General features: G+C 64.4%; 25 protein-coding genes. 13 read left to right on the plus strand and 12 right to left on the minus strand.

Translation table 11 applies throughout. The features are described 5' to 3' along the window. Positions 1-13: 13 nt before the first annotated feature. The 5 genes from A3E77_RS13685 (at position 14) to A3E77_RS13705 (ending at position 3,958) form a co-directional block, all read left to right on the plus strand. Positions 14-397 (plus strand): reverse transcriptase-like protein, encoded by a 384-nt coding sequence (locus A3E77_RS13685; protein ID WP_293646868.1) that lies wholly within the window; start codon positions 14-16, stop codon positions 395-397. A gap of 65 nt (positions 398-462) precedes the next feature. Then, positions 463-945 carry a hypothetical protein gene (locus A3E77_RS13690; protein WP_458574454.1) on the plus strand — a complete coding sequence of 161 codons (483 nt, stop codon included), beginning with the start codon at positions 463-465 and terminating at the stop codon, positions 943-945. Between the two features lie 170 nt (positions 946-1,115). Continuing rightward, positions 1,116-2,156: a rod shape-determining protein gene (mreB, locus tag A3E77_RS13695; protein ID WP_293646872.1), complete on the plus strand. Its 1,041-nt coding sequence runs from the start codon at positions 1,116-1,118 to the stop codon at positions 2,154-2,156. A 208-nt stretch (positions 2,157-2,364) separates the two neighbouring features. After that, positions 2,365-2,940: a phosphoribosyltransferase gene (locus A3E77_RS13700; RefSeq protein WP_293646874.1), complete on the plus strand. Its 576-nt coding sequence runs from the start codon at positions 2,365-2,367 to the stop codon at positions 2,938-2,940. Next, positions 2,933-3,958, plus strand: coding sequence for an adenosine deaminase (locus tag A3E77_RS13705; RefSeq protein ID WP_293646876.1), 1,026 nt, complete (start codon positions 2,933-2,935; stop codon positions 3,956-3,958). Before A3E77_RS13700 ends, A3E77_RS13705 begins: the two co-directional genes overlap by 8 nt. 149 nt (positions 3,959-4,107) lie before the next feature. Here A3E77_RS13705 and A3E77_RS13710 read toward each other — a convergent pair whose 3' ends face one another. Next, positions 4,108-5,673, minus strand: a complete 1,566-nt coding sequence (locus A3E77_RS13710; protein ID WP_293646878.1) for a long-chain-fatty-acid--CoA ligase — start codon at positions 5,671-5,673, stop codon at positions 4,108-4,110. A gap of 103 nt (positions 5,674-5,776) precedes the next feature. On the opposite strand from A3E77_RS13710, the gene A3E77_RS13715 reads away from it, so the two are divergent. Continuing rightward, complete coding sequence (locus A3E77_RS13715; protein ID WP_458574455.1) at positions 5,777-6,811, plus strand: 5-methyltetrahydropteroyltriglutamate--homocysteine methyltransferase; 1,035 nt, start codon at positions 5,777-5,779, stop codon at positions 6,809-6,811. 120 nt (positions 6,812-6,931) lie between these two features. Here the strand turns inward: A3E77_RS13715 and A3E77_RS13720 are convergent, their stop codons facing one another. Genes A3E77_RS13720 through A3E77_RS13745 form a run of 6 tightly spaced genes read right to left on the minus strand, consistent with a single transcriptional unit; the run spans position 6,932 to position 13,604 of the window. Continuing rightward, complete coding sequence (locus A3E77_RS13720; RefSeq protein WP_293646882.1) at positions 6,932-7,624, minus strand: alpha/beta fold hydrolase; 693 nt, start codon at positions 7,622-7,624, stop codon at positions 6,932-6,934. Beyond that, on the minus strand, positions 7,624-8,544 hold the full coding sequence (locus A3E77_RS13725) for an NAD(P)-dependent oxidoreductase (protein ID WP_293646884.1): 921 nt from the start codon (positions 8,542-8,544) through the stop codon (positions 7,624-7,626). The genes A3E77_RS13720 and A3E77_RS13725 overlap by 1 nt, the downstream gene beginning before the upstream one ends. Then, positions 8,541-9,839, minus strand: a complete 1,299-nt coding sequence (gene eno, locus A3E77_RS13730) for a phosphopyruvate hydratase (RefSeq protein WP_293646886.1) — start codon at positions 9,837-9,839, stop codon at positions 8,541-8,543. The genes A3E77_RS13725 and eno overlap by 4 nt, the downstream gene beginning before the upstream one ends. Continuing rightward, the gene (locus A3E77_RS13735) at positions 9,836-10,813 is read right to left on the minus strand and encodes a phosphotransferase family protein (protein ID WP_293646888.1); all 978 of its coding nucleotides are present in this window, start codon (positions 10,811-10,813) and stop codon (positions 9,836-9,838) included. Before A3E77_RS13735 ends, eno begins: the two co-directional genes overlap by 4 nt. Position 10,814: 1 nt before the next feature. Then, entirely contained in the window at positions 10,815-11,942 is a 1,128-nt protein-coding gene (locus A3E77_RS13740) for an alpha/beta hydrolase (protein WP_293646890.1), read from the minus strand. Between the two features lie 27 nt (positions 11,943-11,969). Beyond that, positions 11,970-13,604, minus strand: a complete 1,635-nt coding sequence (locus A3E77_RS13745) for a long-chain-fatty-acid--CoA ligase (protein ID WP_293646892.1) — start codon at positions 13,602-13,604, stop codon at positions 11,970-11,972. Between the two features lie 146 nt (positions 13,605-13,750). On the opposite strand from A3E77_RS13745, the gene A3E77_RS13750 reads away from it, so the two are divergent. After that, positions 13,751-14,203: a MarR family winged helix-turn-helix transcriptional regulator gene (locus A3E77_RS13750; protein WP_293646894.1), complete on the plus strand. Its 453-nt coding sequence runs from the start codon at positions 13,751-13,753 to the stop codon at positions 14,201-14,203. Between the two features lie 10 nt (positions 14,204-14,213). Here A3E77_RS13750 and A3E77_RS13755 read toward each other — a convergent pair whose 3' ends face one another. Then, the gene (locus A3E77_RS13755; RefSeq protein ID WP_293646896.1) at positions 14,214-14,789 is read right to left on the minus strand and encodes an NADPH-dependent FMN reductase; all 576 of its coding nucleotides are present in this window, start codon (positions 14,787-14,789) and stop codon (positions 14,214-14,216) included. A 66-nt stretch (positions 14,790-14,855) separates the two neighbouring features. Beyond that, entirely contained in the window at positions 14,856-15,362 is a 507-nt protein-coding gene (locus tag A3E77_RS13760) for a MarR family winged helix-turn-helix transcriptional regulator (RefSeq protein ID WP_293646898.1), read from the minus strand. A 191-nt stretch (positions 15,363-15,553) separates the two neighbouring features. On the opposite strand from A3E77_RS13760, the gene leuD reads away from it, so the two are divergent. Continuing rightward, positions 15,554-16,138, plus strand: a complete 585-nt coding sequence (leuD, locus tag A3E77_RS13765) for a 3-isopropylmalate dehydratase small subunit (RefSeq protein WP_293646900.1) — start codon at positions 15,554-15,556, stop codon at positions 16,136-16,138. Between the two features lie 2 nt (positions 16,139-16,140). On the opposite strand, the gene leuC is transcribed toward leuD, so the two are convergent. Genes leuC through A3E77_RS13780 form a run of 3 tightly spaced genes read right to left on the minus strand, consistent with a single transcriptional unit; the run spans position 16,141 to position 20,224 of the window. Beyond that, positions 16,141-17,565, minus strand: coding sequence for a 3-isopropylmalate dehydratase large subunit (leuC, locus tag A3E77_RS13770; protein ID WP_293646902.1), 1,425 nt, complete (start codon positions 17,563-17,565; stop codon positions 16,141-16,143). A 3-nt stretch (positions 17,566-17,568) separates the two neighbouring features. After that, positions 17,569-18,858 (minus strand): acyl-CoA dehydrogenase family protein, encoded by a 1,290-nt coding sequence (locus tag A3E77_RS13775; protein WP_293646904.1) that lies wholly within the window; start codon positions 18,856-18,858, stop codon positions 17,569-17,571. A gap of 19 nt (positions 18,859-18,877) precedes the next feature. After that, positions 18,878-20,224 (minus strand): phosphotransferase family protein, encoded by a 1,347-nt coding sequence (locus A3E77_RS13780; protein ID WP_293646906.1) that lies wholly within the window; start codon positions 20,222-20,224, stop codon positions 18,878-18,880. Between the two features lie 414 nt (positions 20,225-20,638). On the opposite strand from A3E77_RS13780, the gene A3E77_RS13785 reads away from it, so the two are divergent. From A3E77_RS13785 to A3E77_RS13805, 5 genes are all read left to right on the plus strand, one after another. Next, positions 20,639-21,202 carry a hypothetical protein gene (locus tag A3E77_RS13785; protein ID WP_293646908.1) on the plus strand — a complete coding sequence of 188 codons (564 nt, stop codon included), beginning with the start codon at positions 20,639-20,641 and terminating at the stop codon, positions 21,200-21,202. 165 nt (positions 21,203-21,367) lie between these two features. Then, positions 21,368-21,985, plus strand: a complete 618-nt coding sequence (locus A3E77_RS13790; protein ID WP_293646910.1) for a hypothetical protein — start codon at positions 21,368-21,370, stop codon at positions 21,983-21,985. 57 nt (positions 21,986-22,042) lie between these two features. After that, the gene (locus tag A3E77_RS13795) at positions 22,043-22,822 is read left to right on the plus strand and encodes a fimbrial biogenesis chaperone (protein ID WP_293646912.1); all 780 of its coding nucleotides are present in this window, start codon (positions 22,043-22,045) and stop codon (positions 22,820-22,822) included. A 70-nt stretch (positions 22,823-22,892) separates the two neighbouring features. After that, positions 22,893-25,337 carry a fimbria/pilus outer membrane usher protein gene (locus A3E77_RS13800; protein WP_293646914.1) on the plus strand — a complete coding sequence of 815 codons (2,445 nt, stop codon included), beginning with the start codon at positions 22,893-22,895 and terminating at the stop codon, positions 25,335-25,337. Beyond that, a partial coding sequence (locus tag A3E77_RS13805; RefSeq protein ID WP_293646916.1) for a hypothetical protein occupies positions 25,334-25,681 on the plus strand: 348 nt, incomplete at its 3' end. The genes A3E77_RS13800 and A3E77_RS13805, both read left to right, overlap by 4 nt.

Raw genomic sequence — 25,681 nt, forward strand, 5'->3', positions numbered from 1 at the left:
CTAAAGGAGTGTGATGGTGGCGCGCCGGATCAAAATCTATTTCGACGGCGGCTGCCGTCCCAATCCGGGCAAGATGGAGACCGCCGTCGTGACCGGCGGCGCCGCGACGGTCGTGCGCGACGCGGGGATCGGCAGCAGCCTGGATGCCGAGTGGCTGGCGCTGATCGCGGCGCTGCGACTGGCGCGCGATCTGGCGTTGCCGAATTTCGTCCTGCTCGGCGACGCCGCGGCCGTGGTGGCGCAGGCGAACGGCACGATGCGCGCCCGCGGCGCCGCGGCGGGCCATCTGGCCGCGTTCCGCGCGCTCGTCGGCGATGGGGCGTCGCCCGCGGTCCGCCACGTCAAACGGACACAAAATCTGGCGGGAATTGCGCTCGCGCGGCAAAGATTGCTGTAAATCCGCATCATCACTTGTTAAGCGCCGGCGCCTATCCTTGGGTGACACAGCGGAAGACCGGGGCGTTGAAACAGACCTATCCCTTGCCCGTCCACCATAGCTGGCCGCTTTACGAGCGCGACCGCTTCTTCGAGCTTGGGCAGCTTCACGGGAACGAGGCGCTGGACCCGGTTCCCGACCTCGACACGATCGTCGCGCCGATGCGGCCTGCACGGCTGGGCCAGTGGGAATGCGACCTGACCGACAACAACCGGCTGACCTGGTCCGACGATGTCTATGACATTTTCGGCATCCCGCGTGGGGCCGCGGTCACCCGCGAAGAGAGCGTCGCGCTGTATGGCGAGCCATCGCGAGCGGCGATGGAGAAGCTGCGCGCCTATGCCATCAAGCATCGGCGCGGCTTTACGATCGATGTCGAAATCAAGCCCGCGCAGGCGCCGCGCCGGTGGATGCGCCTGATCGCGGCGCCGGTGTGCGCCGACGACCGGGTGATCCGGCTGCACGGGCTGAAATTCCTGGTGCCCGACGCAAATGGTCCCGAATTTTGAACCGATCGATCAACCGGGCCTGAGAAACCACCGTTCTGGCAGTATTGCCGCCGCCTTTCGTTGACGTGCCCGCGCCTTCGCCGCAGCGGTCGAACGGCAGACGCGGCGCGCGCTGACGCGCCAGCCGCGCCTGGTGATTCCATTCATTCCCGAAGGCATTTGCCCCGTATATGAAGTTCTTTAATCGGTTTGCGCCGGCCGCGCACAATATGGCTATCGACCTGGGTACGGTGAACACCGTTGTATATGTGCGGGACAAGGGCATCGTGCTCAACGAGCCGTCGGTCGTCGCGCTGGAGACGCGCGACGGCATCCGCCGCGTCAAGGTCGTCGGCAACGAGGCCAAGTTGATGATGGGCAAGACCCCCGACAATATCCAGGCGATCCGCCCGTTGCGCGACGGGGTGATCGCCGACATCGATGTCGCCGAACAGATGCTCAAGCATTTCATGGACAAGGCGCAGGGCGGGGCGAGCCGGTTCATGCAGCGCAGCAATGTCGTGATCTGTGTGCCGTCGGGATCGACGATGGTCGAGCGCCGCGCGATCCGCGATGCGGCGACCAACGCCGGTGCGGTGTCGGTGCAGCTGATCGAGGAATCGCTGGCCGCCGCGATCGGCGCCGGGCTGCATGTCACCGAGCCGCGCGGGGCGATGGTCGTCGATATCGGCGGCGGTACGACCGAGGTTGCGGTGTTGTCGCTGAGCGGCATTGCCTATAGCAATTCGGTCCGCGTCGGCGGCGACAAGATGGACGAGATGATTTCCTCGTCGATCCGGCGAAGGCATAATCTGATGGTGGGCGAAATGACCGCCGAGCGCGTCAAGCTGACGATCGGATGCGCGACCCCGCCCACCGACGATGGCATGGTCATGGGGGTGAAGGGCCGCGATCTGGTGACCGGCCGCCCCGCCGAGGTGCAGGTGACCGAAGCCGAGATTGCCGAGGCGCTGGTCGAGCCTGTCGGGCAAATCGTCAGCGCGGTGCGCGCGGCGCTCGAACAGACACCGCCCGAACTGTCGGCCGACATCATCGACGAGGGGATCACGCTGACCGGCGGCGGCGCGCTGTTGCGCCGGATGGACAAGGCGATTGCGAAAGCGACCGGGCTACCGGTGGTGGTGGCCGACGATGCGTTGATCTGCGTTGCGATGGGCGCCGGGCGCGCATTCGAGAACCCCATCTATCATGGCGTGCTGATCGCGGCGTAAGCGGGCCGAAACGGGTCACGAATGGCGGTTTTGGGGTGGGGAGTGGGCGTTCGCTGAGTATCTTTCGTCATCCCGGACTTGATCCGGGATCCATAGCTGAACCGTCGTCATGGACCCCGGATCAAGTCCGGGGTGACGAGGATGGATAGGTCCGCTTCCAGTCGAAACTCGCCTTGCCCCGCTGGACACGCGCGCTTAATCCACGCACATGAGCGGCGAGAAAATCTTCATCAGCGCGAACGACCTGCTTGCCGACTCGTTTCGGCTCGCCATGCAGGTGCTGGACAGCGACTTTCGGCCGACGCACCTGGTCGGCATCTGGCGCGGCGGCGCTCCGGTCGGGATCGCGGTGCAGGAACTGCTCGACTATCACGGCCAGCACTGCGACCATATCGCGATCCGCACCTCGTCCTATCACGGGATCGACAGGCAGGACGCCGAGGTCAGGGTCTTCGCGCTGGGCTATCTCATCGACACGCTCAACCCCGACGACCGGCTGCTGATCATCGACGATGTCTTCGACAGCGGCCGCAGTATCCGCGCCTTCATCGCCGAACTGAAGGCGCGCTGTCGCCACAATATGCCCCGCGACATCCGCATCGCGACCGTCTGGTACAAACCGGGCCGCAACGTCACCGACCTCCGCCCCGATTTCTTTGTCCACGAAACCGACCAATGGCTGATCTTTCCGCACGAGGTCGACGGGCTGACGATCGACGAGATCCGGCGGCACAAGCCCGAAGCGGCGATCATCTTGCGCGAAGAGGAGCAACCCGATGGCTGAAGGTTTCGCATCGGCCGACGACCGCGCCGCCTTTATCGCGGGCCTGCCCAAGGCAGAGCTGCACCTTCATATCGAAGGCTCGCTCGAACCCGAACTGATGTTCACCCTGGCGCAGCGCAACAAGGTCGCCATTCCCTTCGCGACCATCGAGGAGGTGCGCGCCGCCTACGCCTTCTCGAACCTCCAGGATTTTCTCGACATCTATTATCAGGGGATGGGCGTCCTCCACCGCGAACAGGATTTTTACGACCTGACGGCGGCCTATCTTGCGCGCGCCCACGCCGACGCCGTGCGCCACGTCGAAATCTTCTTTGACCCGCAGGGCCATACGGCCCGCGGTGTCGCGTTCGGGACGGTCATCGCGGGCATCACCCGCGCGCTCGACGCCGCCGCGGCCCGCTACGGCATGACGTCGAAACTGATCATGTGCTTCCTCCGCCATCTCAGCGAAGCCGAAGCCGAGGCCACTCTCGACGAAGCCCTGCCTTACCTCGACCGCATCGACGGGGTGGGGCTCGATTCGTCCGAGGTCGGGCATCCGCCCGCCAAGTTCGCGCGCGTTTTCGCAAGGGCGCGAGGTCTCGGCCTCAAGCTCGTCGCCCACGCGGGCGAGGAAGGGCCGCCCGCTTACGTCCACGAAGCACTCGACCTGCTGAAAGTCGACCGCATCGACCATGGCAATCGCAGCCTCGAAGACCCCGCGCTTGCCCGGCGGCTGGCGGCGGAGGGCATGACGCTCACCGTCTGCCCGTTATCGAACCTCAAGCTCTGCGTCGTGGGCGACATGGCCGACCATCCGCTTCGCACGATGCTGAACGCTGGCCTGAACGCGACGGTGAACAGCGACGATCCCAGCTATTTCGGCGGCTATGTGAACGGCAATTATCTGGCCGTCGCCGACGCGCTCGACCTGTCGAAAGACGAGCTGCTGACGCTCGCGCGCAACAGCTTCTCCGGCTCTTTTCTGAGCGACGCCGAAAAGGCGCGCCACCTCGCCGCAATCGACGCTTACGCCTGATCCCGCCGCGAGTTTGAAGACGGCCGGAGGGGCTATTGGCGCGACGTTGCGGCCCCTCCACCATCCGCTTCGCGGACGGTCCCCCTCCCCATCGCAAGTCGATGGGGAGGATTTAAATGCCCGCTTCCCACCCCAATGCCGACCTCCCGCTACCCCACCGCGCGATCGCGGCCTTCCCAATAGGGCGCGCGGAGTTCGCGGCGGAGCACCTTGCCTGACGGATTGCGCGGCAACGCGTCGATGAATTCGACGCTCTTGGGAATTTTATACGCCGCGATCCGTGTCCGTGCCCAGGCCACGACATCCGCAGGGTCAAGCGTCGCGCCCGCTGCGGGGACGATCAGCGCCTTCACGCTTTCTCCCCATTTATCGTCGGGCACGCCAATCACCGCGACGTCAGCGACGCCGGGACAGCCCATGATTGCCCCCTCGACCTCGGCCGGATAAACATTCTCCCCGCCCGACACGATCATGTCCTTGATCCGGTCATGGACGTAGTAAAACCCTTCGGCATCGCGATATCCCACGTCGCCAGTGTGGAGCCAGCCGCCCGCGAGTGTTTCTTCGGTCGCCTTTTGCCGGTTCCAATAGCCCTTCATCACGATGCCGCCGCGGATCGCGATTTCCCCGATCTCGCCGTCACCAAGCTCATTCCCGGCGCCATCGAGGATCGCCATCGCGGCACCCGGCCAGGGCTTGCCGCATGAGGTCAATTTGCCCGGCAGGTCATGCGCGCTGGGCGAGAGGTAGGAGCCGCCCCCCGCGGATTCGGTCATGCCGTAAAATTGCACAAAGTCGCATCCGAAGACCTGGCGCGCGCGGCGCAGCACATCCTCCGCGATCGGCGACGCGCCATAAGCGATCGACTTGAGCAGCGGATAGCCGCCGGCATTTGCGTCGGGCTGGAGCAACATCATCTGGATCATCGCGGGCGCCAGAAAGGCATGAGCGACATCTTCCTCGCGCATCATGCTTACGGCGCCGGCGGCCGTAAAGTCCTTGACGAGGACCAACCGTCCGCCCTGTGCCAGCCCGGAGAAGCTGACGTTCGTGCCCGCGACGTGGAACAAGGGCATGACGATCATCACCGTCTCGTCCTCGCCATAAGCGAAGCCATCGACCTCAGTCGCGGCTTCGAGAAACGTGCGGTAGTTCGCATTCGTCAGCACGACGCCCTTCGGCAGCCCGGTCGTCCCGCTGGTATAAAGCTGGAGCACATCGTCGGCGAGTTCCGGCGGGTCGGCGAGCGGCGCGTCGGAAGCGCCGCCCAGCCAGGTATCGAACGGCTCGAATGCCGGGTGCTCGCCATAAAGTGCGATCAGTCGCGGCGGCGCCGCCAACTCCGCTACGGCGGCGAGCGCACAGTCGAAGAAATCCTCTCCCACGAACAGCAGCTTCGGTCCGGCATCGCCCAGGATGAAGCCGATTTCCGCCGGCGCAAGGCGGCAGTTGATCGGTGCGAAACAGGCGCGTGCGCGCGCGGCGCCGAAGAAGAGCGGATACCAGCTGTCGTGGTTCTTGGTCAGCGCCGAAACGCGGTAACCGGGCGCGACGCCCGATGCGACCAGGGCATTGGCGACCCGATTGGAACGAGTGTCGAGATCGGAAAAGCTCGTCTCCCGCGTCCCGAACTTCACCGCCGTTGCCTGTCCCCTGACCCGCGCCTGCGCCGCCGGAATATCCGCCAGCGTCCGGATGGCCTCCAGATCGATCATTTCGCTCTCCCACCGTCGTTTCGACTTGAATTAGATAGAATACTAAGCAAATGTTTGACCAGCCCAAAAATCGAGAGGATTGGCCTTGTTCGACCACCCCATATTGCCCACGACGATCGTCGGAAGCTACCCCCAGCCAGACTGGCTGATCGACCGCGAGCGGTTGAAGGCCAGCCTGCCCCCGCGCGTGCGCGCCGAAACGCTGTGGCGCATCCCCGAACCCTGGCTCGCCGATGCGCAGGAGGCTGCGACCTTGATGGCGATCCGCGATCAGGAGGAACTGGGCATCGACATTGTCGGCGATGGCGAAATGCGGCGTGAAAGCTATTCAAACCGCCTTGCCACCGCGCTGTCCGGGATCGACCGCGAAAAGCACGGGACCGCGATCGACCGCACCGGCAACGCCAATCCGGTGCCGCTCGTGTCGGGGCCGATCCGCCGCGTCGCGCCGATCGAGTCGCAGGACGCCGCTTTCCTGCGCCGCCATTCGACCAAGCCCGTGAAGCTCACTCTGCCCGGCCCGTTCACGATGACGCAGCAGGCCGAAAATGGCTATTATCCAGACGCGCGGTCGCTCGCCATGGACTATGCCGACGCGGTCAATGCCGAGGTGAAGGATCTGTTCGCTGCCGGCGTCGATGTCGTCCAGCTCGACGAGCCTTATTTGCAGGCGCGCGCGGCGGAGGCGAACAGCTACGCCATCGAGGCGATCAACCGCGCGCTCGATGGCGTCGGCGGCACCACCGCGCTCCACATCTGCTTCGGCTATGCGATGGTGCATCATGGCGCGGGCGCGACCGGACCGAAGCCCAAGGCCTATGACTTCCTCGCCGAACTCGAAGCGTCGGCGATCGACGTCATCTCGATCGAAGCGGCGCAGCCGGGGCTGGACCCTGCGATCCTTGCCGAACTGCCGACCAAGACGATCATGTACGGCGTGCTCGACCTGTCGATTCCCGAGGTCGAAACGCCCGAGGTTGTCGCGGGCCGCATCCGCGAGGCGCTGCGCTACGTCGACGCCGAACGCCTGTGGATCGCGCCTGATTGCGGGATGAAATACCACAGCCGCGAGCATAGCCAGGCAAAGCTGAAGGCCATGGTCGACGGCACCGCGATGGTGCGGGCGGAGTTGGCTTAACGCTCCCCTCCCGCTTGCGGGAGGGGTCGGGGGTGGGCAGCAGCGTAGCAATGGCCCTCCCCGCTGCGACTAGCGAACAAGTTCGCAAGTCTCGCTGCCCCTCCCGCGCGCGGGAGGGGTTTAACCGTCGATAAAATCGGTCAGCAGCGGCACGACCACGTCAGGCGCCTCGACCGTCGGCAGATGTCCGGCGCCGGGGATCACCTCAAGCCGCGCGCCCGCAATCGCCTCCAAAATTTCGTCATGGTGCGCGCGGCTGGTGATGCCGTCTTTCTCGCCCCAAATCAGCAAGGTCGGCACCGCAATCTCGCCGAGCCGCGGGCGGCTGTCGATGCGCGCCATGATCGCGCGCTGCTGCGCGAGGAAGATGTCAGGGACCGTATCGGCCGCCATCCCCCGCGCGATACCCAGCAGACGCGCATCACCCCGCTTTTCCTCGGGAAACAAGATCGGGATGCGCTCTTCGACGACTTGGTCGAAACGGCCGCTCTCCACCAAGTCGACATAGCCCTGCCGCCGCGCCGTCTGTGCCGGTCCGTCGGCCGAGGCGAGCGTCGAGATCAGGGCGAGCTTTGCGACGCGCTCGGGCGCCCGGCGCATCACCTCGAACGCGATGAAGCCGCCCATCGCGTGCGCAACCAGCGCGAATTTCGGCGGGGCATCGACCAGCAGGCGCTGCGCAAAACCCTCGATCGTGTCGTCGCTCTGATTGTCGGCGATGATGACTTCGCGATCGGGCCACGCATTGAGCAAGGGTTGCCAGACCGCATCGGTGAGCAGCTGGCCGGTGATGAGGACAATAGGCAGGGACATCAGACCACCTGATGCAGGAGTGGTTCGCCTGCGACAAGGCGGCGGCAATTTTCGTGCGCCACGGCCAGGCTGCGCACCAGCGTTTCGGGCGTAAGCCAGGCGATATGCGGTGCCAGCACCGCATTCGGCAGTCCCAGCAAAGGGTTGCCGCGCGGCAATGGCTCGTCGGCAAAAACGTCGAGCCCGGCGCCGCGAAGATGTCCCGAAGCCAGCGCGTCGACCAGCCGCGCCTGATCGACCAATTCACCGCGCGCGGTGTTCACCAGCACCGCGCCCTTTTTCATCGCGAAGGGGTCGATGCTCGCACGTGTTTCCTCGGTCAGCGGCATGTGCAGCGATACGATATCGCTTTCCGCGAGCAACCGATCGATCGGCCAAAATTCATAAGGACCATCGCGTGTGCTTCGCGCGGTATAGACGATTTTCGCGCCGAGCGCGGCGAGCACCGGCGCGAGCAATTGTGCCGAATTGCCGAAACCCACCAGGCCGACGGTACGCCCGCCAATTTCGCCGACACTGTCCAATTCGGACGGGTCGGCGGTCCAGCCCTCCCCGGCGCGCGTCCGCGCGTCGAAGAAACAGGTCCGGCGCAACACCGCCATCATCAGCGACAGCGCCATTTCGGCAACCGCCTGGCTGTTGGTGCCCGGCATGTTGCACACTGCGACGCCAGACCCACGCGCTGCATCGAGCGCGATCGTGTTAACCCCAACGCCGAGCTTCTGGATCAGTTTGAGTTTCGGCGCAGCGGCAATGAATTGGGCGGTCACCGGGGTCAGCACATGGAGCAATACGGTGATGTCGGGTGCGACCTCGTCGAGCGGTGCCGCCTCGTCGACATGCACGACGACGCCGACGCCAAAGATCGCATCGACCGCTTCGCGAAACCCCGGGCTCGGACGCGCGTGCAGGACGATCATGCCGCGACCCGCCCGATCGCCCCGGCAAAGGCCGAGAAGCCCGCGAACACGGCGTCTGCGCCCATCGTCTCCTCGATGCGCAGCATCTCGTTCCATTTCGCCATGCGTTCGGAGCGCGTGAAGCTGCCGACCTTGAGCTGCCCCGCGTTCCATCCGGTCGCGAGATGCGCGATCGTGACATCCTCGCTCTCGCCCGACCGCGCCGAGACGATCGCGCCCCAACCACGCGCCGTCGCAGCGTCGAGTGCGGCCTTGGCTTCGGTGACGGTGCCGACCTGGTTGACCTTGATCAATGCCGCGTTGCACACCGCCGCTTCGGCGGCGCGTTCGACACGCTCGGCATTCGTCACCAGCACGTCATCGCCGATGATCTGAACACGCTCCCCGATCGCCGCGGTGACGGCCGCCATCGCAGCCCAGTCGTCCTGACCCGCCGGGTCCTCGATCGACAGGATCGGATAGCGCCCCGCCCATTCGACGATGCGCGACGCCATCGCTTCGCTCGTCAGACGCCCGTCATCGAGCGCGAGGCTGTAGCCCGATGCGTCGCCGAGTTCGTTCGCAGCAATGTCGAGCGAAATGAACACGTCCTCGCCCGGGCGGTGCCCGCTCGCTTCGATTGCCTTCGTCAACGTATCGAGCGCATCCTCGTTCGACGCGAAGTTCGGCCACCAGCCGCCCTCGTCGGCGACGCCGCTCAGCGGCCCTTTCGCCTCCATCAGCTTGCCCGCGGCGCGATAGACATCGTCGGTAATTTCGAGCGCGCGGCGGAAGCTGCCCGCCTTGGGGCACATCACCATGAAATCCTGCACGTCGGTGCGCCGCCCAGCGTGGGCGCCGCCACCGAAGATCTGGATTTCGGGGAGGGGCACACGCACCGTCGCGTCGCCCGCGAGATAACGCCACAGCGGCAGCCGCGCATCGGCGGCGGCGGCGTGAAGCACCGCCATCGACGCCGCAACGACAGCGTTGGCGCCGAGCCGCGCCTTGTTGGGGGTGCCGTCGAGCGCGCACAGCGCCGCGTCGACCGCCGCCTGGTCATGTGCATCCATGCCAGCGATCGCGGGAGCGATCTCCGCGCCGATGCCCGCGACGGCGCGCGCCACGCCATAGCCGCCGAAAGCCGCTCCACCGTCGCGCAGGTCGATCGCTTCATGCGCGCCGCGCGATGCACCGGCGGGGGCGATCGCCCGTCCGATCGCTCCCGATGCCAGCACGACCTCGGCCTCGACAGTCGGGCGGCCGCGCGAATCCCAGAGCTGGCGGCCGGTGACGGAGGCGATATGCGAAGTCATGCGAGGGTCCTTTTCCAGTGAGTCACGAGCGCGTCGACGGGCTCTGGCGCGCGGATCAGCGCCCGCGCCTGATCGCGCACGACATGCTTGTGTTCGGGGTCGGTGAGATAGGGCGCGGGCGACTTGCCGTCGACGCGGGCGAGGATCAGCGCGGCCGTCAGTTTTCCCGACCGCAGCAATATGTCCCCGGCATCCTCCCAGTCGATGCCCGCACGATAAGCGGCAACGAGCGCCGCGGCGGCCTCATTGAGCCGTACGTCGCCCGACCACACCGCCTTGAGCAGCAGATGCGTGGTGCAGAAGGCCAGGTCGAAGGCCGGATCGCCATAGACGGCGCATTCCGCATCAAGGAATATGGGGCCATCGGCGCTGACGAGGATATTCTTGGGGCTGACGTCGCCGTGGACGAGCGCGATCTTTCGCCCCGACAGATCGTCGGCGAGCGCGGTCAGCGCCGGCGCCAAGTCGGCGTCATGCCGCGCGACATAAAGCAGAAAAGGATCAACGCGCAGCGCACGGAACATCTCGTCATTGGCGAAGTCTGCGCGGTCGCCATCATTGTCCGCCGTAGCAGCGTGGACGGCAGCGATACCCGTGCCCACCTGGGCCGCGAACGCGCTGTCGATGCGCCCCGCCATCAACTCGTCCTTCCACACCGGGCAGCCGGGAAGAAAGCGCATCGCGAAAGCGTGTCCGGGCAGTTCGGCGAGCACCTCGGGTGCGATCATGCTATCGACGCCGCGCGCGCGGCGCAGCCAGCGCACCTCGCTGGTCCCGCGTTCAACGGGCGCCAGCCATTCGGCGGCGACGCGAAGCTGCGGCAGCGGACGCTTGACGACGATCGGGCCGACAAGGCTCTCAACCTTCCACACGTCGCACGACACGCCGCCGGTCAGGGGGTCGAGCACAATATCGCCCTCACCCAGCAGACCGGCGACGCGCAATTCGTCGATGATGTCGGCGTCCGCCGTCACGTTACAGCTTCTCCCGGATCCACGCGCCGACAAGGTCGGCAGCGTTACGGCGCTCTTCGACCGAATCCTCGAAATAATGGGCACCGGGGATCAGTTCGATCCTTTTGTCGGCACTGCCAAGGAAATCGAAGATCTTGCGCGCGTCGCTCGGAAATACGCCGGTGTCGGCCGTCCCTTGCACGACAAGCGCCGGCGTGTCGTGCTTCGCAAGGTGCGGCTGTCCCTGGCATGGCGAGGTTTCTAGGCTCCACATGTTGAGCCAGGTCTTGATCGTGTTCGCACGGCCGATGCTGGGTGTCCGGTTCGCGACCGCCGGGTCGCCGCGATAGCACCAGTTCGGCTTGCGATCCGATGGGTCGAGCGCGGGATCGACGCAGCGAATGTCGCCCCAGCAGCGGAACATGGGAAAGATGCGGTCGGGAATGCCCGCCGCATTCAGTCGCGCCAGTTCAGCCTTCGCCCAGTCGGTGATCCGCTGGTTGCGCGCGCGCTGCCCGGCGCGATATTTCGCAACGAAGGCGTCGGAATAAGGCGGACCATTGTCAGGGTTGAACGGGTCGAGTTCGGGGTCGGTCGCGACAGGGTCACTCTCGTCGATCACCGATGCATCCATCCAGTCGGTGAGCACTTCGGGGCGCCCCTGATGCGCGTTGAAGCTGATATAGAGATCGCCCTTTACCAATTGCGCGAGCGCATCCTGCCCAACCGAAGGCAGTCTATCGGTGAGCGTCGGCGCAATCGCCTCGGCCTGATAAGCGCCCATCAGCGAGCCGCCGCCCGAATTGCCAAGGATGACGATCGCCTCGACGCCCGCCTCTTCCTTCAGCCATTTCATGCCGACGCCGATATCGAGCACAGCATGTTCGAGCAGGAACTGATCCTCGAAGCCGCGATAGCGCGTGTTCCAGCCAAGGAAACCGAAGCCCTGCCGCGCAAACCATGGGGCGATATAATGTTCGGAAAAATCGACATTATAATGGGTGGCGATAACCGCAACCTTGGGCCGCTTGCCCGCCTCGGTCCAGTAAATGCCCTGGCACGGGTGCCCGCCCGCCTGGATGCGCGGCGCCGTCGGCGACACGCGTCCGATGAATTGCGCGTCCAGTCCCTCAATCCCGTTCGGGTCCATCAATCTCTCTCCTGTTTATGGTATTGGTCAGCGGGTGACTTCAAAGGGCAGCTTATACCCCTCCAGCCCGGCGCGGATCGCTTTCTTGTCGATCTTGCCCGTCGGCCCCAGCGGGATGTCGTCGACGAACAATATGTCGTCGGGCATCCACCAGCGCGCGATCTTTCCGTCGAGATAGGCGCGAAGGTCGTCAGCCGAGGCGCGGGCGGCGGGTTTCAGCTGACAGAGCAGGATCGGCCGCTCGTCCCATTTCGGATGCGCGACGCCGACGACCGCGGCGTTGGCGACCGCGTCATGACCCATCGCGATATTCTCGATCTCGATCGAGCTGATCCACTCGCCGCCCGATTTAACGACATCCTTCGCGCGGTCGGTGATCTGCATATAACCGTCGCCGTCGATCGTGCTGACGTCGCCGGTGTCGAAAAAGCCTTCGGTGTCGAGCACGTCGCCGCCTTCGCCGCCATAATAGGCGGCGGCGATCGTCGGCCCCTTGACCATCAACCGCCCCGGCGTCTTGCCGTCATGCGGCAGGCGGCGGCCCGCATCGTCGACCAGCTTCATCTCCAGCCCGCAAAGGAGCCTCCCCTGCTTCAGCTTATACGCCATCTGCTCGGGTTCGGATTTCGCCGCGACCGACGCATTGGGAACCGACACCGTGCCGAGCGGCGATGTTTCGGTCATTCCCCACCCCTGGATGACATCGACGCCATAATCGTCGCGGAAAGTGCGGATGATCGATTCCGGACACGCCGAACCGCCGATCGTCACACGCTCCAATGTCGTGAAGCGTTTGCCGCTTTCCTGCATATATTGCAGCAACATCTGCCACACCGTCGGCACCGCGGCCGAGTAAGTGACGCCCTCTTCCTCGATCAGATTATAGATGGATTCGCCGTCCATCCGCTGCCCCGGCAGCACCAGTTTCGCGCCGACCGCGGGCGCCGAATACACAACGCCCCACGCGTTCGCATGATACATGGGCACGACGAGCAGCACCGTGTCGCGCGCCGACAGCGCCAGCGCGTCGCGCTGCAACGTCATCAGCGCATGGATATAGTTCGATCGGTGCGAATAGAGCACGCCCTTCGGGTTTCCTGTCGTCCCGCTGGTGTAGCAAAGCCCGCACGCGGCATTTTCGTCGAACCCGCCCCACGCATATTCGGCCGGCTGCCCCGCGATCCAGTCGTCGAAGGCGGTTGCGGCAAAGCCGGTCTGCGGCAGCGATGCCCGATCGCAAAAAAAGATCACCTTCTCGATCGACGGCACCTGCGGCAGCAATTGTTCGACCAGATCGGCAGTCGCGGGATCGGCGATCAGCAGCCGGTCGCCGGCATGGTTTGCGATATAGGCGATCTGTTCGAGGAACAGCCGCGGATTGAGCGTATGGAGCACGGCGCCCATCCCCGCCGCCCCGTACCACGCCGCCAGATGCCGCGCGCCGTTCCACGCCATCGTCGCGACGCGGTCGCCGGGCTTGATTCCTTCGGCGGCCAGCGCGTTCGACACACGTTTCGCATCGGCATGGACGTCGGCATAGGTCGAACGCGCGACGCGCCCCTCGGCATCGCGCGACACAATCTCGCGCGCGCCGTGCCAGTTCGCGGCATGGTCGATGATCCGGTCGACCGTCAGCGGCACATTCTGCATCAACCCGTCCATGCGACCCTCTCTCTATTTTCGCTATAATAGATAGTATACTAAGCATTTTGCCTTTGCAACGCCGCTCTGCCTTGCTTCGCCCGCTCCGCTCTTCTAGCGTGACGCTCGTCGGCACCCCGCCGACAAAGGGGCATAACATAGCGTCCATGCGCACAAACCAGCTTATCATCGCGCTTTTCCAACGCTTCTGCTGGCTCGACGAAGGTCTGCAAGCGCGACTTCACGATCATGGCTGGCCCGACGTCAATCGCCCGCAATCGATGGTGATGACGAATATCGTCAGCGGCATCGTCCGGCCGTCCGACATCGCGCGCAACCTGGGCGTGTCGCGTCAGGCGATCCACAGCACGATCAACCAGATGGTCGCGCTCGGGATGGTGCAACTCGACGTTGACCCCGCCGACCGCCGCCACATGATCGTATCCCTCACCGATCTCGGGGCGCGAATGCGCAAGGATGCCCAGCGGTCGATGGACGCACTTACCGCGCAGATCGCGGCCAAGTTGGGGCAGGACAAGTTTGACGCTCTGCTCGCGGCGCTGGAGGCCGACTGGGGCGACAATATCGGACCCACCGCCTCCGCGCGCCCCGGCGCGTAACACCCTGAACCTACCCCGACAGGGCCGTCGCGACCGCGATCAATCGGCCCGTGGTCATCTCGACCAGCGACGTCGGCAACGCTTCCTTCAGACTGCCGTCCTCGGCGAAAGCGGCGTGCGCGTTCGGCACCAGCACCTGTTCGGGGATCACCAGCATCTGGATTGTCGACAAGATCTGACGAAGGTGCATCAACCCCCGCAGGCCGCCGAACGGGCTGATCGACGCCGACATGATCGCCGCGGCCTTGCCGCGATAGGCGGTCAGCGCGACAAGGCTCTCGTCCCCCGTCGGCCGCGACGCCCAGTCGATCGCATTTTTGAGCAGCGGGGGCAGCGAGCCATTATATTCGGGCGACACGAACAAAAGCCCGTCCTGCGCCGCGAACAGCGCCTTGAGCTTCAGCGCGTCGGGCGGAAAATCATTCGCTTCGCGCGCCGCCGAATAGAGCGGCAGGTCGAATGCCGACAGATCGACGCGCGTGACGCTCGCGCCCTGGGTTTCGAGGCTTGCTGCGGCGAGCTCGCCCAACCTGCGGTTGAATGATCCCTCGCGGGTGCTGCCCACGACGACGGCGATGCTGGTCATTTTCTCTCCCCGACAAGATAATTAGAATACTAACCTATTGTCCGGGCGGCGACCAAATTGCAAGCATCAGGCCTTGATGTCGGAAAGCACTGCCAGCTTGCGCGTTTCATCGCCGAGGTTTTCGATCACGCGGCGCATCAGCCCCTGCAACACCTCAACCTCCTCGTCGGTCATGCCCTTCGTCGCGATCTCGTGAATCTCGGCGTTCATCGGCGCGAGGATCAGTTCGAGCTTCTTGGCATGCGGGGTCAGGTGGATAAAGGTCTTGCGCCGGTCGTCGGCGGTCTTCTTGCGCGTGATCAGCCCGGCCTTTTCCAATCCCTTCAGCGCGACGACCGTCGTCGGTTCGCGCATCCCGACGCGTTCGCTGAGTTCGCGCTGCGTGATGCCGTCCTCGCGCCACAACTGGCGCAGAAAACGCCATTGCCCCGCAGATACGTCATGCGTCAGCGTGCGGCGTTCGAGCAGCCGCGAAAAGGACCGAAAGACCACGCGCGCGAGATAGCCGATGCTGTTTTCCGGGTCGGTATAATATTCGGCTGGATGCCGATAATCCTGAGTTTTTTTCGCCAAAATCCTGCTCCCCTGTCGCGGCACCCGGCGCTTGGCGCCCGTCCGCGCAAGGAGGAACCTTAGGACGCGAAGAATCACCCGGCAACCATCTTCATCGCCGTTTCGCACGACATTCGGCGGCATCATCCGCGATAATATTGGACAAGGTCGCCCTTGATAATTACTTAGATTACTAAGTTAAAGGAGGTGGTGTGCAAAAATTCGTGCGCGAGACAGCGATCGCGGCACCCTTGCCGCTGACGAACGTCGACACCGACATGATCATCCCTGCGCAATATATGAAGGCGCTTACCCGGTCGGGGCTCGGCAAACATCTCTTCCAGGCGCTTCGGTATGCCGAAGATGGCAGCGAGCGCAGCGATTTCATCCTCAACCGGCCACCCTGCCGCGCAGCGGGGTTTCTGATCGCCGACCGCAATTTCGGTTGCGGATCGTCGCGCGAACATGCGGTCTGGGCACTCACCGATTTCGGTATTCGTTGCATCATCGCACCAAGCTTCGGTGATATTTTCGCGAGCAATGCACGCAAGAACGGGCTGCTTCTGATCCGCCTTGCCGACGATCTGTGTGCGCGGCTGCGAGACGCCGTGGCGCTGGCGCAATATGCACCGATCGAAGTGGATCTTGCGGAGCAGACGATCCGCCTGGCATCGGGCGAGACGATCGCTTTCGCGATCGACATCGACGATCGCCGCATATTGATGGAAGGGCTGGACGATATCAGCCGCACGCTGCGCCATGCCGACGCGATCGCGCGGTTTGAAGCGACGGGCTAAAGTCAGCCCCCCAAATCGGGCATCATGTCGGGCGCGGCGATGCACCCCGCAATGGCGCTCGCTGCGGCAAGCGCCGGGCTCATCAAATGTGTCCGGCCGCCGCGCCCCTGCCGGTTCTCGAAATTTCGGTTCGATGTTGCCGCGCAGCGTTCGCCGACTTGCAGCCGGTCGGCGTTCATCCCGACGCACATCGAACAACCAGGTTCGCGCCAATCGAACCCGGCGTCGCGCAGCACCGCGTCAATTCCCTCCGCTTCCGCCTGTCGTTTGACCAGCCCCGACCCCGGGACCACCATGGCGCGGACATGCGGGGCAACGCGGCGGCCACGGACGATATCCGCCGCGACACGCAGATCCTCGATCCGGCTGTTGGTGCAGCTGCCGATGAACACCCGGTCGAGCCGCTGCCCGGCGACTGGCGCGCCGGGCGACAGCCCCATATAGGCGACCGCACGCTCGGCCGCGGCGCGATGCTTGGGATTTTCCAGCATCGCCGGGTCGGGAACGCGCCCGTCGATTGCGACGACCTGCGACGGGTCGGTGCCCCAACTCACCATCGGCCGGACGTCGCTCGCGTTCAGCGCCGCTTCGCGGTCGAACGCCGCCCCGGCATCGCTTGCAAGCCTGTTCCAGCGCGCGACCGCCGCCTCCCACGCCGCGCCCGAAGGCACCGCGGGCCGCCGTGCCAGATAGGCGAATGTTGTCGCGTCCGGCGCGATAAGCCCCGCCCGTGCCCCCATTTCGATGCTGAGGTTGCAGAGCGTCATTCGCGCTTCCATAGACAGCGCCCGGATCGCCTCGCCGGCATATTCGATCACATGCCCCGCGGCTCCATCGACCCCGATTGCGCCAATCAGGTGCAGCGCGAGGTCCTTTGCATGGACATGCGGCGCCAGCTTACCCGCCACAGTGACGCGCATATTGCGCGACCGCCGCTGGCGGATCGTCTGCGTCGCCAGCACATGCTCGACCTCTGACGTTCCGATCCCGAAGGCGAGGGCACCGAAGGCACCATGGGTCGAGGTATGGCTGTCTCCGCAGACGATCGTCATCCCCGGCTGCGATCGTCCCTGTTCGGGGCCGACGACATGAACGATGCCGCCGCGCGGGTCGCCCATCGGGAAATTCTCGATCCCGAAACGGCGCGTATTGGCCGCCAGGGCTTCGAGTTGCGCGCGCGCGTCGGCATCATCGACCCCGGCCGGCCCGTGCATCTGGTCCGCCGTCGGCACGACATGGTCGGACAGCGCCAGCACGCGTTCGGGACGCCGCACCGCTCGCCCGGCGGCAGCAAGACCAGCGAACGCCTGCGGCGACGTGACCTCGTGCAACAGGTGGAGGTCGATATAGAGCAAGGTTTCGCCGTCATCTTCGGCGACAGCGTGCGCATCCCATATCTTGTCATAGAGTGTGCGGGGCCGGGTCACGATTTACCCAAGCATCTCTTTTCGTGGTCCCAGATAGCCGAACAGATAGGCAGCGACTTTTCGCATCTGGATTTCTTCGGCGCCCTCGGTGATGCGGTATCGGCGGTGGTGGCGATAGATATGCTCGAACGGCTTGTGGCGCGAATAGCCGATGCCGCCATGGACCTGCATCGCGCGGTCGGCGGCTTCGCAGACGAGGCGGTTCGCCCAGTAATTGCACATGCTCACCTTGTCGGAAAGGGTCCGTTCGATCTGCTTGTGCGGGGTGTTGTCCATGTCCCAGGCGGTTTTGCGGATCAGCAGACGCAGCATTTCCGCCTGCGTCGCCAGTTCGACGAGCGGGAACTGGATCGCCTGATTCTTCGCCAGCGCCTCGCCGAACGGCTTGCGCTCGCGCGCATATTTCACGCTCTCCTCGATGCAATAGACTGCGGCGCCGAGCGATGAGGCGGCCTGGCGGATGCGGTTCTGGTGGACGAAGCTCTGCGCGATTGCGAGGGCGCCGCCTACCGGGCCGAGCCGCGTGCTGTCGGGCACCCAGACGTCGGAGAACGTCATGCGCGGATGGTCGGTCGGCATATTGAACGTCCACATATATTCGTCGACCGTCATTCCCGGCGTGCCCGTCGGCACGAGCAGACAGGTGATACCCTTGGCATCACCATCCTCGCCGTCGGTGCGGCAGAAGGTCGCACAGTGAGTCGCGACATGCATGCCGGTGATCCACATCTTGCGCCCGTCGATCCGCCAACCCTCGATCCCATCGCGGGTTTCGCGCACGCCGCGCGTCTCCATATGTGTCGCATCCGATCCATGATCGGGTTCGGTCAGGCCGAACGCGGTACGGCGGCGCCCCTCGAACCCGCCGAGGATGAACTCCGCCTTCTGTTCGTCGCTGGTGGCAAACTGCTCGAACATTTCGACGAAGGGGAAGTTGCCGACGATGCTATGTTCGTTCTGAAGGTCGTTGTGCAGGCCCAGCCCCTTCGCCGCCAGATGCTCGCGGATCACCGCCATCCACAGGTTGCTGCCATCCTGGCCGCCGTATTTCTTCGGCGCCGAAAAGCGCCAATGGCCCGCCGCATCGGCCTTGCGCGTCGCCTGCTTCAAAAGCTGCTCCCACTCGTGGCGCGGCAGCCCCTGATTGTCCCAGTCGGTGCGGCTATGCTCGCGGCGATGGTCAAAGAAGCGGATATTGTCGTCCGCTTCTTCGAGCGGCCGGATCTCGGCTTCGATAAATGCGTCGAGTTCGTCGAGATAGGCCTGCAAATCGGCTGGAACCGCAAAATCCATTATTTCTCTCCCTTGTCCTTTATCCGCGCCAGGCAGCGCGCGCTTCGCTGAGCGGCGCATATTTGGGGCTGTCGACCGCGCATTTGTCCAGCACGTCGCGCCGCAGTTTCGCGAGCAGGCCCGGTTCAGCGATCGTCGTGGCGCCCGACAGCAAAGCGGTCGCAAGCACCGCGTCCTCGGCGCGAATCCCGGCCGCGAGGTCGCGGATCACGATGCCGAGCGCATTCATCGCGACCACCGCCTCGAACTTGCCATGCCCCTCCGCACCCGGCTTGATCGCGCTCTCGATCCAGTCTCGCACGGCCTTGACCATCTCGGCATTGGTCGGCTCGCCTGTTGGCGCGGATGTGGCCCCCGGTGATGGGGGCAGGTCCCGCGTCCGTTCGGCAGCGGGCGCTTCTTCTTCGAGCAGCAACAAGAGGTCGAGTTCCTGCTCGGCGGTCCGCCGCCCGACAACGACGCGCTCGACCGTCTTGTCAGCGCCGCTGCGCCACGCCGCGCCCATTTGCAAACAGCCAAGCGCCCACCATAGCGTCCGGTAGACCAGCCAGAAGCGGAAACGCTCCGGATCGACACGCGCGCCGCCCGCCGCCTCATAAGCCGAAAAATAATCTTCCAGGCTGCCCACGCCGAACGCAGGCTGGTCGAGCCGCCCGAAGCGCCAGACGCTCATGCAGCCGAAAGCCAGATCCTCATGTGCGTCGCCCCGATGCGCCAGCTCCCAGTCGAGCACCGCGGCCAGGCCCCCGTCCGCACCGCGCGCCATATCGACCATGATATTGCCCATCCGGTAATCGCCATGGACCAGCACCGGCGCCGCAGGTGCGGGCAGATGATCCTCGCACCATCGGATCGCGAGCGCGATCACCGGCCGGTCGCCGCCATAGGTCAGGAAGCGCGCCTTGAGTTCGGCGAGCGCGGCAGCGGTGTCCATCAAAGGGATCGCCGCGGGAATGGTGTCAGCTGGGATCGCGTGGATACGCGCCAGCTCGCGCCCCAGGTCCGTAAGAAGCGATCGCGGCGGATCGGCCAAGATCTTCGCGGGCGACACCTCTCCTGCCACCCGCCGCATCACATAGCCCGTGCCCAACCCGTCGGCGTCCTCGAGCACCCCGACGACTTCGGGCGCCTTCACCCCCGCGCGATGCGCCGCCATCACCAGCGCCGCCTCGTCGGCATGTCCGAACGGCCGATCCGCCATATAGGCCGCCGACGGCGCGCGGCGCAGAACATAGGCCGAATCGCCCCAGCCGAAGGACCAGCTTTCCATATTCGCGCCGCCCGACAAACGATTCAGATCCGACAGCGCCCCTGCGCCGACAATGCGATGCATCAGTTGAGACAGCAAATCCGAGGACATGTTCATGCGGCCACCCTTGGCGGACGCCGACCGTCCGGACCGTCCTTATGAAAAAATCCCCGCATCCGCGCACCCCGTTTTCTAGGCCGATTTGCTTAGTATACTAATGATATAGATTGTCGAAGTCGCGGGCAAGCGGAGAGATGATCCGCACGATCGGCGACGGCGCCGGGGTCAGACGCGGCGACATCAGCCCCTGCCCGCAACATTAACATGCACCCGGCGCTGTGTCCCAAATCGGGCACCTAACATATTAATCAAACTTTCAATTTGCTTAAATTTCCTTAACTTTTTAGGAAGCGAATCGCTGAGAAGCCAAAACGCCTGTCGCGGCGTCCACATCGGTAAAGCGTCCTTGGGGATCGCCGCACATGTGGTTGGGGGAAAATGATGCGAATGGTGACCGGGGGTGGGCTTGCTATGCCCGCAATCAGAATTGCGTGTATCGCTACCGGGCTGCTCGCTGCAATGGCACCTGCGCAGGCGCACCCAGATTCCGTCGCAATCGATGTCACCGCCGAAATAAAGGATCGCTGCGGCTTCACGGGCACGGCGCCGACGAGCGTCGATGCGCCGCGCGACCTGGAGGATGCCGCCAGCCTGTCGATCAAGGTCGGGCTCGATTGTAACACCCCTTATGCCGTGGGCGTGACGTCCGAAAATGGCGCGCTGGTCAATCTCGATGCCAGCGACGACGGCTCGGGCTATGCCTTTGAAAAGAAATATCGCGTTGCCATTGCGCTGGAAACCGACCGCGGCACCGTCCGCAGCGAACGGTGCCGGTCGAACGAACTGTCGGCGGATGGACGTTGCGATTTCGCCGCGTCGCGCGCGGGCAAGGGCTTGAAGTCGGGACGCGGGATCAGCGTCGGCCGCGACGCGATCATCACGATCGACTGGCCGGCCCAGTCGACGCTGCCGCGCCGGCTCGCCGCCGGCCGTTACAAGGATACTTTAATTCTGGTGGTGGGGCCTCGCGGATAATGCGGACCCACTCCACGAAGGGCGGCGCGCGGGTCGATGCGCCGCTGACACACCGGACATTCCTTCCGCGGGTTCCGGTGAAGCCGATGGGGCCATCTGCCGGCCTCGATTTACCCGCGTCCTTAATATTTGGGCGTCAATTAACTTAATGAGGAGTTGAATTTTATGAAGCGTATCGTTCTTGCCGCCAGCACGGCCATCGCTCTCGCCGCAACTGCCGGCGCGGCATCGGCTGCTGAAACCGCAACCATCAACATCAACGCCGAAGTCGCCAGCAAGTGCGGCATCTCGGCATCGTCGTCGCTGATCTCGCTCGAAGACATCACCGGCACCGATGCCAAGGTCCGCTCGAACGTGACCGAAGAAATCGCAACGAAGCTGAACCAGGCGAAGGTTATCCCCTTCTGCAACAAAGCAGGCAGCCAGGTTAAGGTCGAGCGCGCCGTGCTCGCCCTCGCCGGTGCTGTCGGCACCAGCACCACCACTGGTGGCTATGCGCAGTTCGTTCGCTACAACCTCGACACGTCGATCAACGGCCTGCCGCTCGACACGACCTCGGTCGCGGGTGCCTCGACCGTTGCGCAGCCCTTCGGCGGCCACACGAGCGCTGGCGATGCCAACACGCACATCAAGTTCGTGAAGGCCGCAGCGCAGGGCGACGCCGTCGCTTCGTCGAACGGTTCGACCCCGGTTGCAACCAACTGGTCGTCGCTGACCGATCGCCGGCTGATCGCTGGAAGCTACACCGGCTACGTCACCATCGAACTGACGCCGGCTGCCTAACATGTTTCCGGGGGCAGGGTTCGCCCTGCCCCCGGATTCTTTTGTGAACCCGATTATATGAACAAAATGTCCCTGCGCTTCGCACGCCCTTGGTCGGCCTGCGTCATCGCCGCCCTTTTGCTGTTGGCGCTTATCGTGCCCGCGGTGGCGATCAACGTGCAGCCTGTGATCGTCGATCTTCAGTCCACCGGCCGAAGTGCGTCGGCGATCATCAGCCTCCAGAACACTTTTCCCGAAACCGTTCCCGTCGAACTGACCGCGCACCCCATTCGCATCGTGAATGGCGAGTTGCAGGAAATCGAGGATGAGGAGGCGGAAGACCTGCTGATCTTCCCGGCTCAGACCACGATCCCCGGCGGCCAGACACAGGCGTTTCGCGTCCAGTGGGTCGGCGAACCCGACCTCACGGAAAGCAAACATTTTTATGTGACAGCGGCGCAGCTTCCCGTCGCCTTGTCCGAAAATCAGAACGCGATCCAGGTGCTGCACCGATTCAAGATTCTTGTCAGCGTCGGCGCCGCTTCGGCAACGTCGGAACTGCATGTTTCCGAAGCGCGGATCGATGTCGATGCCAATGGCAAGCCGCGCCCTGTCCTGACGATCAGGAACGACGGAACGACCTATGGCTATGTCGGGCAGCGGCGGATGACGATCGTCCAGCGCGGTGTCGGCGGTGAAGAAATCTTCCGTCAGACCTTTGAACCCGACGAAATCAGCCAGCGCATGGGGATGGGACTCGTCCCCTCCGGCCAGAGCCGTATCCTGCCCGTCAACGTCGAACTGCCGCAAGCAGCCGGAACCCTGTCGATCGAGCTGGCGCTGGCCGGAAACAACTGAGACCGTGCGCCGTTCCCGTTCCAGCCTGATCGCCTTGGGGGGGCTTATATTGTCCCATCCCGCGGCGGGCATGGCGACCAGGGACGTCGCGCCCGGCGTATCCACCCCCAGCGCGCCGCCCTCGGGCGCGGCGCCGCTGGGCCTGCTAGCCGTCGCACAGCAACCCGTCCAGCGGTTGAACCCCACCGGACGCGACATCCCGATGGGCGGGCCGCTTGTCGATAACGGGTTTATCCTGGGCGATGTTTCCTACACGCTGACGGCCGACGACCGCATCCTTGTCGATGCCAAAACGCTGTTGCCGATGTTGCAACGCATCTTGACCACCGACGTCCTGCAACAACTGATCGCCGCGATCGGCGATCGGAACGCGATCTCGACCACCGAACTGGCCGATCTCGGCGTCCGCCTGACCTATGACTCGTCGAATTTCGGGCTGCGACTGGACATCGACCCGGCGCTCCGCCCGCGGCAGATGATCAGCGTTTCGGGCGGCATCGATCCGTTGTCGGGGCCGATTGTCGCGCCCGCAAATTTCTCTGCCTATGTGACCGCGGCGATCAACGCCGATTATGTCCACAAGGGTGACGACACAGGCCTGTCGACCCCCAATATCGTCCTCGACAGCGCAGCGCGGCTTGGCGGATTCGTGCTGGAAAACGAAGCGAGCGTCCAGCGGCGATTCCGGCGCGAGGGGACACGCCTTGTCTATGACGACCTGCGCCGCACCGCACGCTATACCGCCGGCGATCTCCAGCCGATCTCCCGCGGGTTTTCGGGTGCATCGCCGATGGCAGGTGCATCGATCGTGCGCGTCTACGCCGATCTGGAGCCCCAGCGGAACATCCAGCCGCGCGGCCAGCGATCGTTCACGCTGACGCGGCCGTCGACGATCGAAACGATCGTCAATGGACAGACGGTGCAGCAGACACGCCTCAACCCCGGCACCTATGACATCGGCGACTTTCCGTTTGCCCAGGGATCGAACGACGTCCGGCTGATCATTCGCGACGACACGGGACGCGAACAGGTCGTGTCCTTTTCGCTCAACTTCGACCGCACCCTTCTCGCGGCGGGGTTGACCGAATTCGGCCTTTACGCAGGCGTGGAGGCGCCATTCAGCCTGAACGGGCGCAGCTACAGCGACCGGCCCGTCGCCTCGGGCTTTTACCGCCGGGGCTTGACCGACGAATTGACCGCCGGGGGCAATTTCCAACTGTCCGACAAGGGCGGGGTTGCCGGCGCAGAGATCGTCTGGGCGGCGCCGCTCGGCACGCTGGCGTTCAACCTCGCGGGGTCAAAGAACGACGGGGTCGGCAGCGGCTACGCCTTTAACGCCGGATATGAATTCACCCGGCTGGGATCGGACAATAATTCGCGGTCGCTGACCGCAACGTTCCAGACGATCAGCCGCAAATTCGCGACGCCGGGTGCGATGGTGGCGAATAACCCCTTTGCGTACGAATTCGGAGCGACCTTTTCACAATCGCTTGGCGCCGAACATTATGTGACCGCCGACGCCTTTTATTCGGTGGGCCGCGGCAACACCCCCAATCAGTCGTCCTTCCGTGCCACCCATGGATGGCGTCCCAACCAGCGACTTCTGCTTACGACCGAGGCATCTTATGAAGATCGCCAGCAACGGTCAGGGTTCGGCGTTCGGTTTTCGCTCACCTATCGTTTCGATCGCAAGTCCAGCGCAACAGCCGACCTCGACAGCCGCCGCGAACGCGCGCGGATCAGCTATCAGCGGTCGAGCGGAACCGGCGTCGGGTCCTATAATGGGTCGGTCAGTATCGATCGGGTAGAAAATTCGGTCGGCGCCAATGCCAATTTCAACATGATCGCAAATCGCGCCGAAATCGGGGCATCGCACCTGACCTCTTTCTCGAACAGCGGTCGGATCACCGACCAGCGCACCTCGCTTCGCGGCGCCTTTTCGTTGGCCTATGCCGACGGAACAGTCGCCGTGTCGCGGCCGATCTACGACAGTTTCGCGATCGTCAAAACGCATGAATCGCTCGGTAAGGCGGCCGTCTATCTCGACCCGCGCAAGGAAGAATATACGGCGCGATCGGGCATATTGGGCGGCGCTGTCATGCCCGAACTGAACGCCCATACGCCGCGGTTGATGAGCTATGACGTACCCGATGCACAGGCAGGATATGACCTGGGCACGGGCATCCTGCAATTCCAGCCGCCCTATCGGTCGGGCCATGTGGTCGAGATCGGTTCGGATTATTTCATCAGCTATATGGCCCAGCTGCTCGACGGCCGCGGCGATCCGGTCAGCCTGGTTGCCGGCTATGCCTATGAAGAAGCGGCGCCCGATCGCGAACCCATTCGCATGTTCACCAACCGGGCGGGACGTTTCGCGGTGCAGGGACTTCGCCCAGGCCGCTGGCGCATCGAAATGCCGACAGCTAACGGTACTGCGGTCTATCGTATCGAAATTCCCGCGGGCAGCACCGGAATGGAACGCGGCGGCGTCCTGGAACCTGAGGAACGGAAATGAAAACGCCAGCAATGATCCTCGTCGCCGCGGCGGCCTGTGCCGCGCCGCAGGCAGCCCTCGCCACATGCGCCGATTTTCGGGCATCGTCGAGCGAACTCAGCCTCAGCTACGACCCCTTCAGCCCCTCTGGCATCGAACGGACCTTTACCTTGCGCACGCGTCGGCTGAACCCCGACGTCACGGCCGTCCGGGTCGTCATCGCCGATCCGGGCAGCATCGCGCGCGGCGCCGCGCTCGGATTGGACAAGACGGTCCGCTATGACATCCGCTGGACCCGCGACAGCGGCCGGATCGTGTTCGTCTCGGGCGCCGAACAGCCCAATGCGACCAACGGCGCGCTGATC

The organism is Sphingopyxis sp. RIFCSPHIGHO2_12_FULL_65_19, from assembly GCF_001830555.1.
Classification (GTDB): Bacteria; Pseudomonadota; Alphaproteobacteria; order Sphingomonadales; family Sphingomonadaceae; genus Sphingopyxis.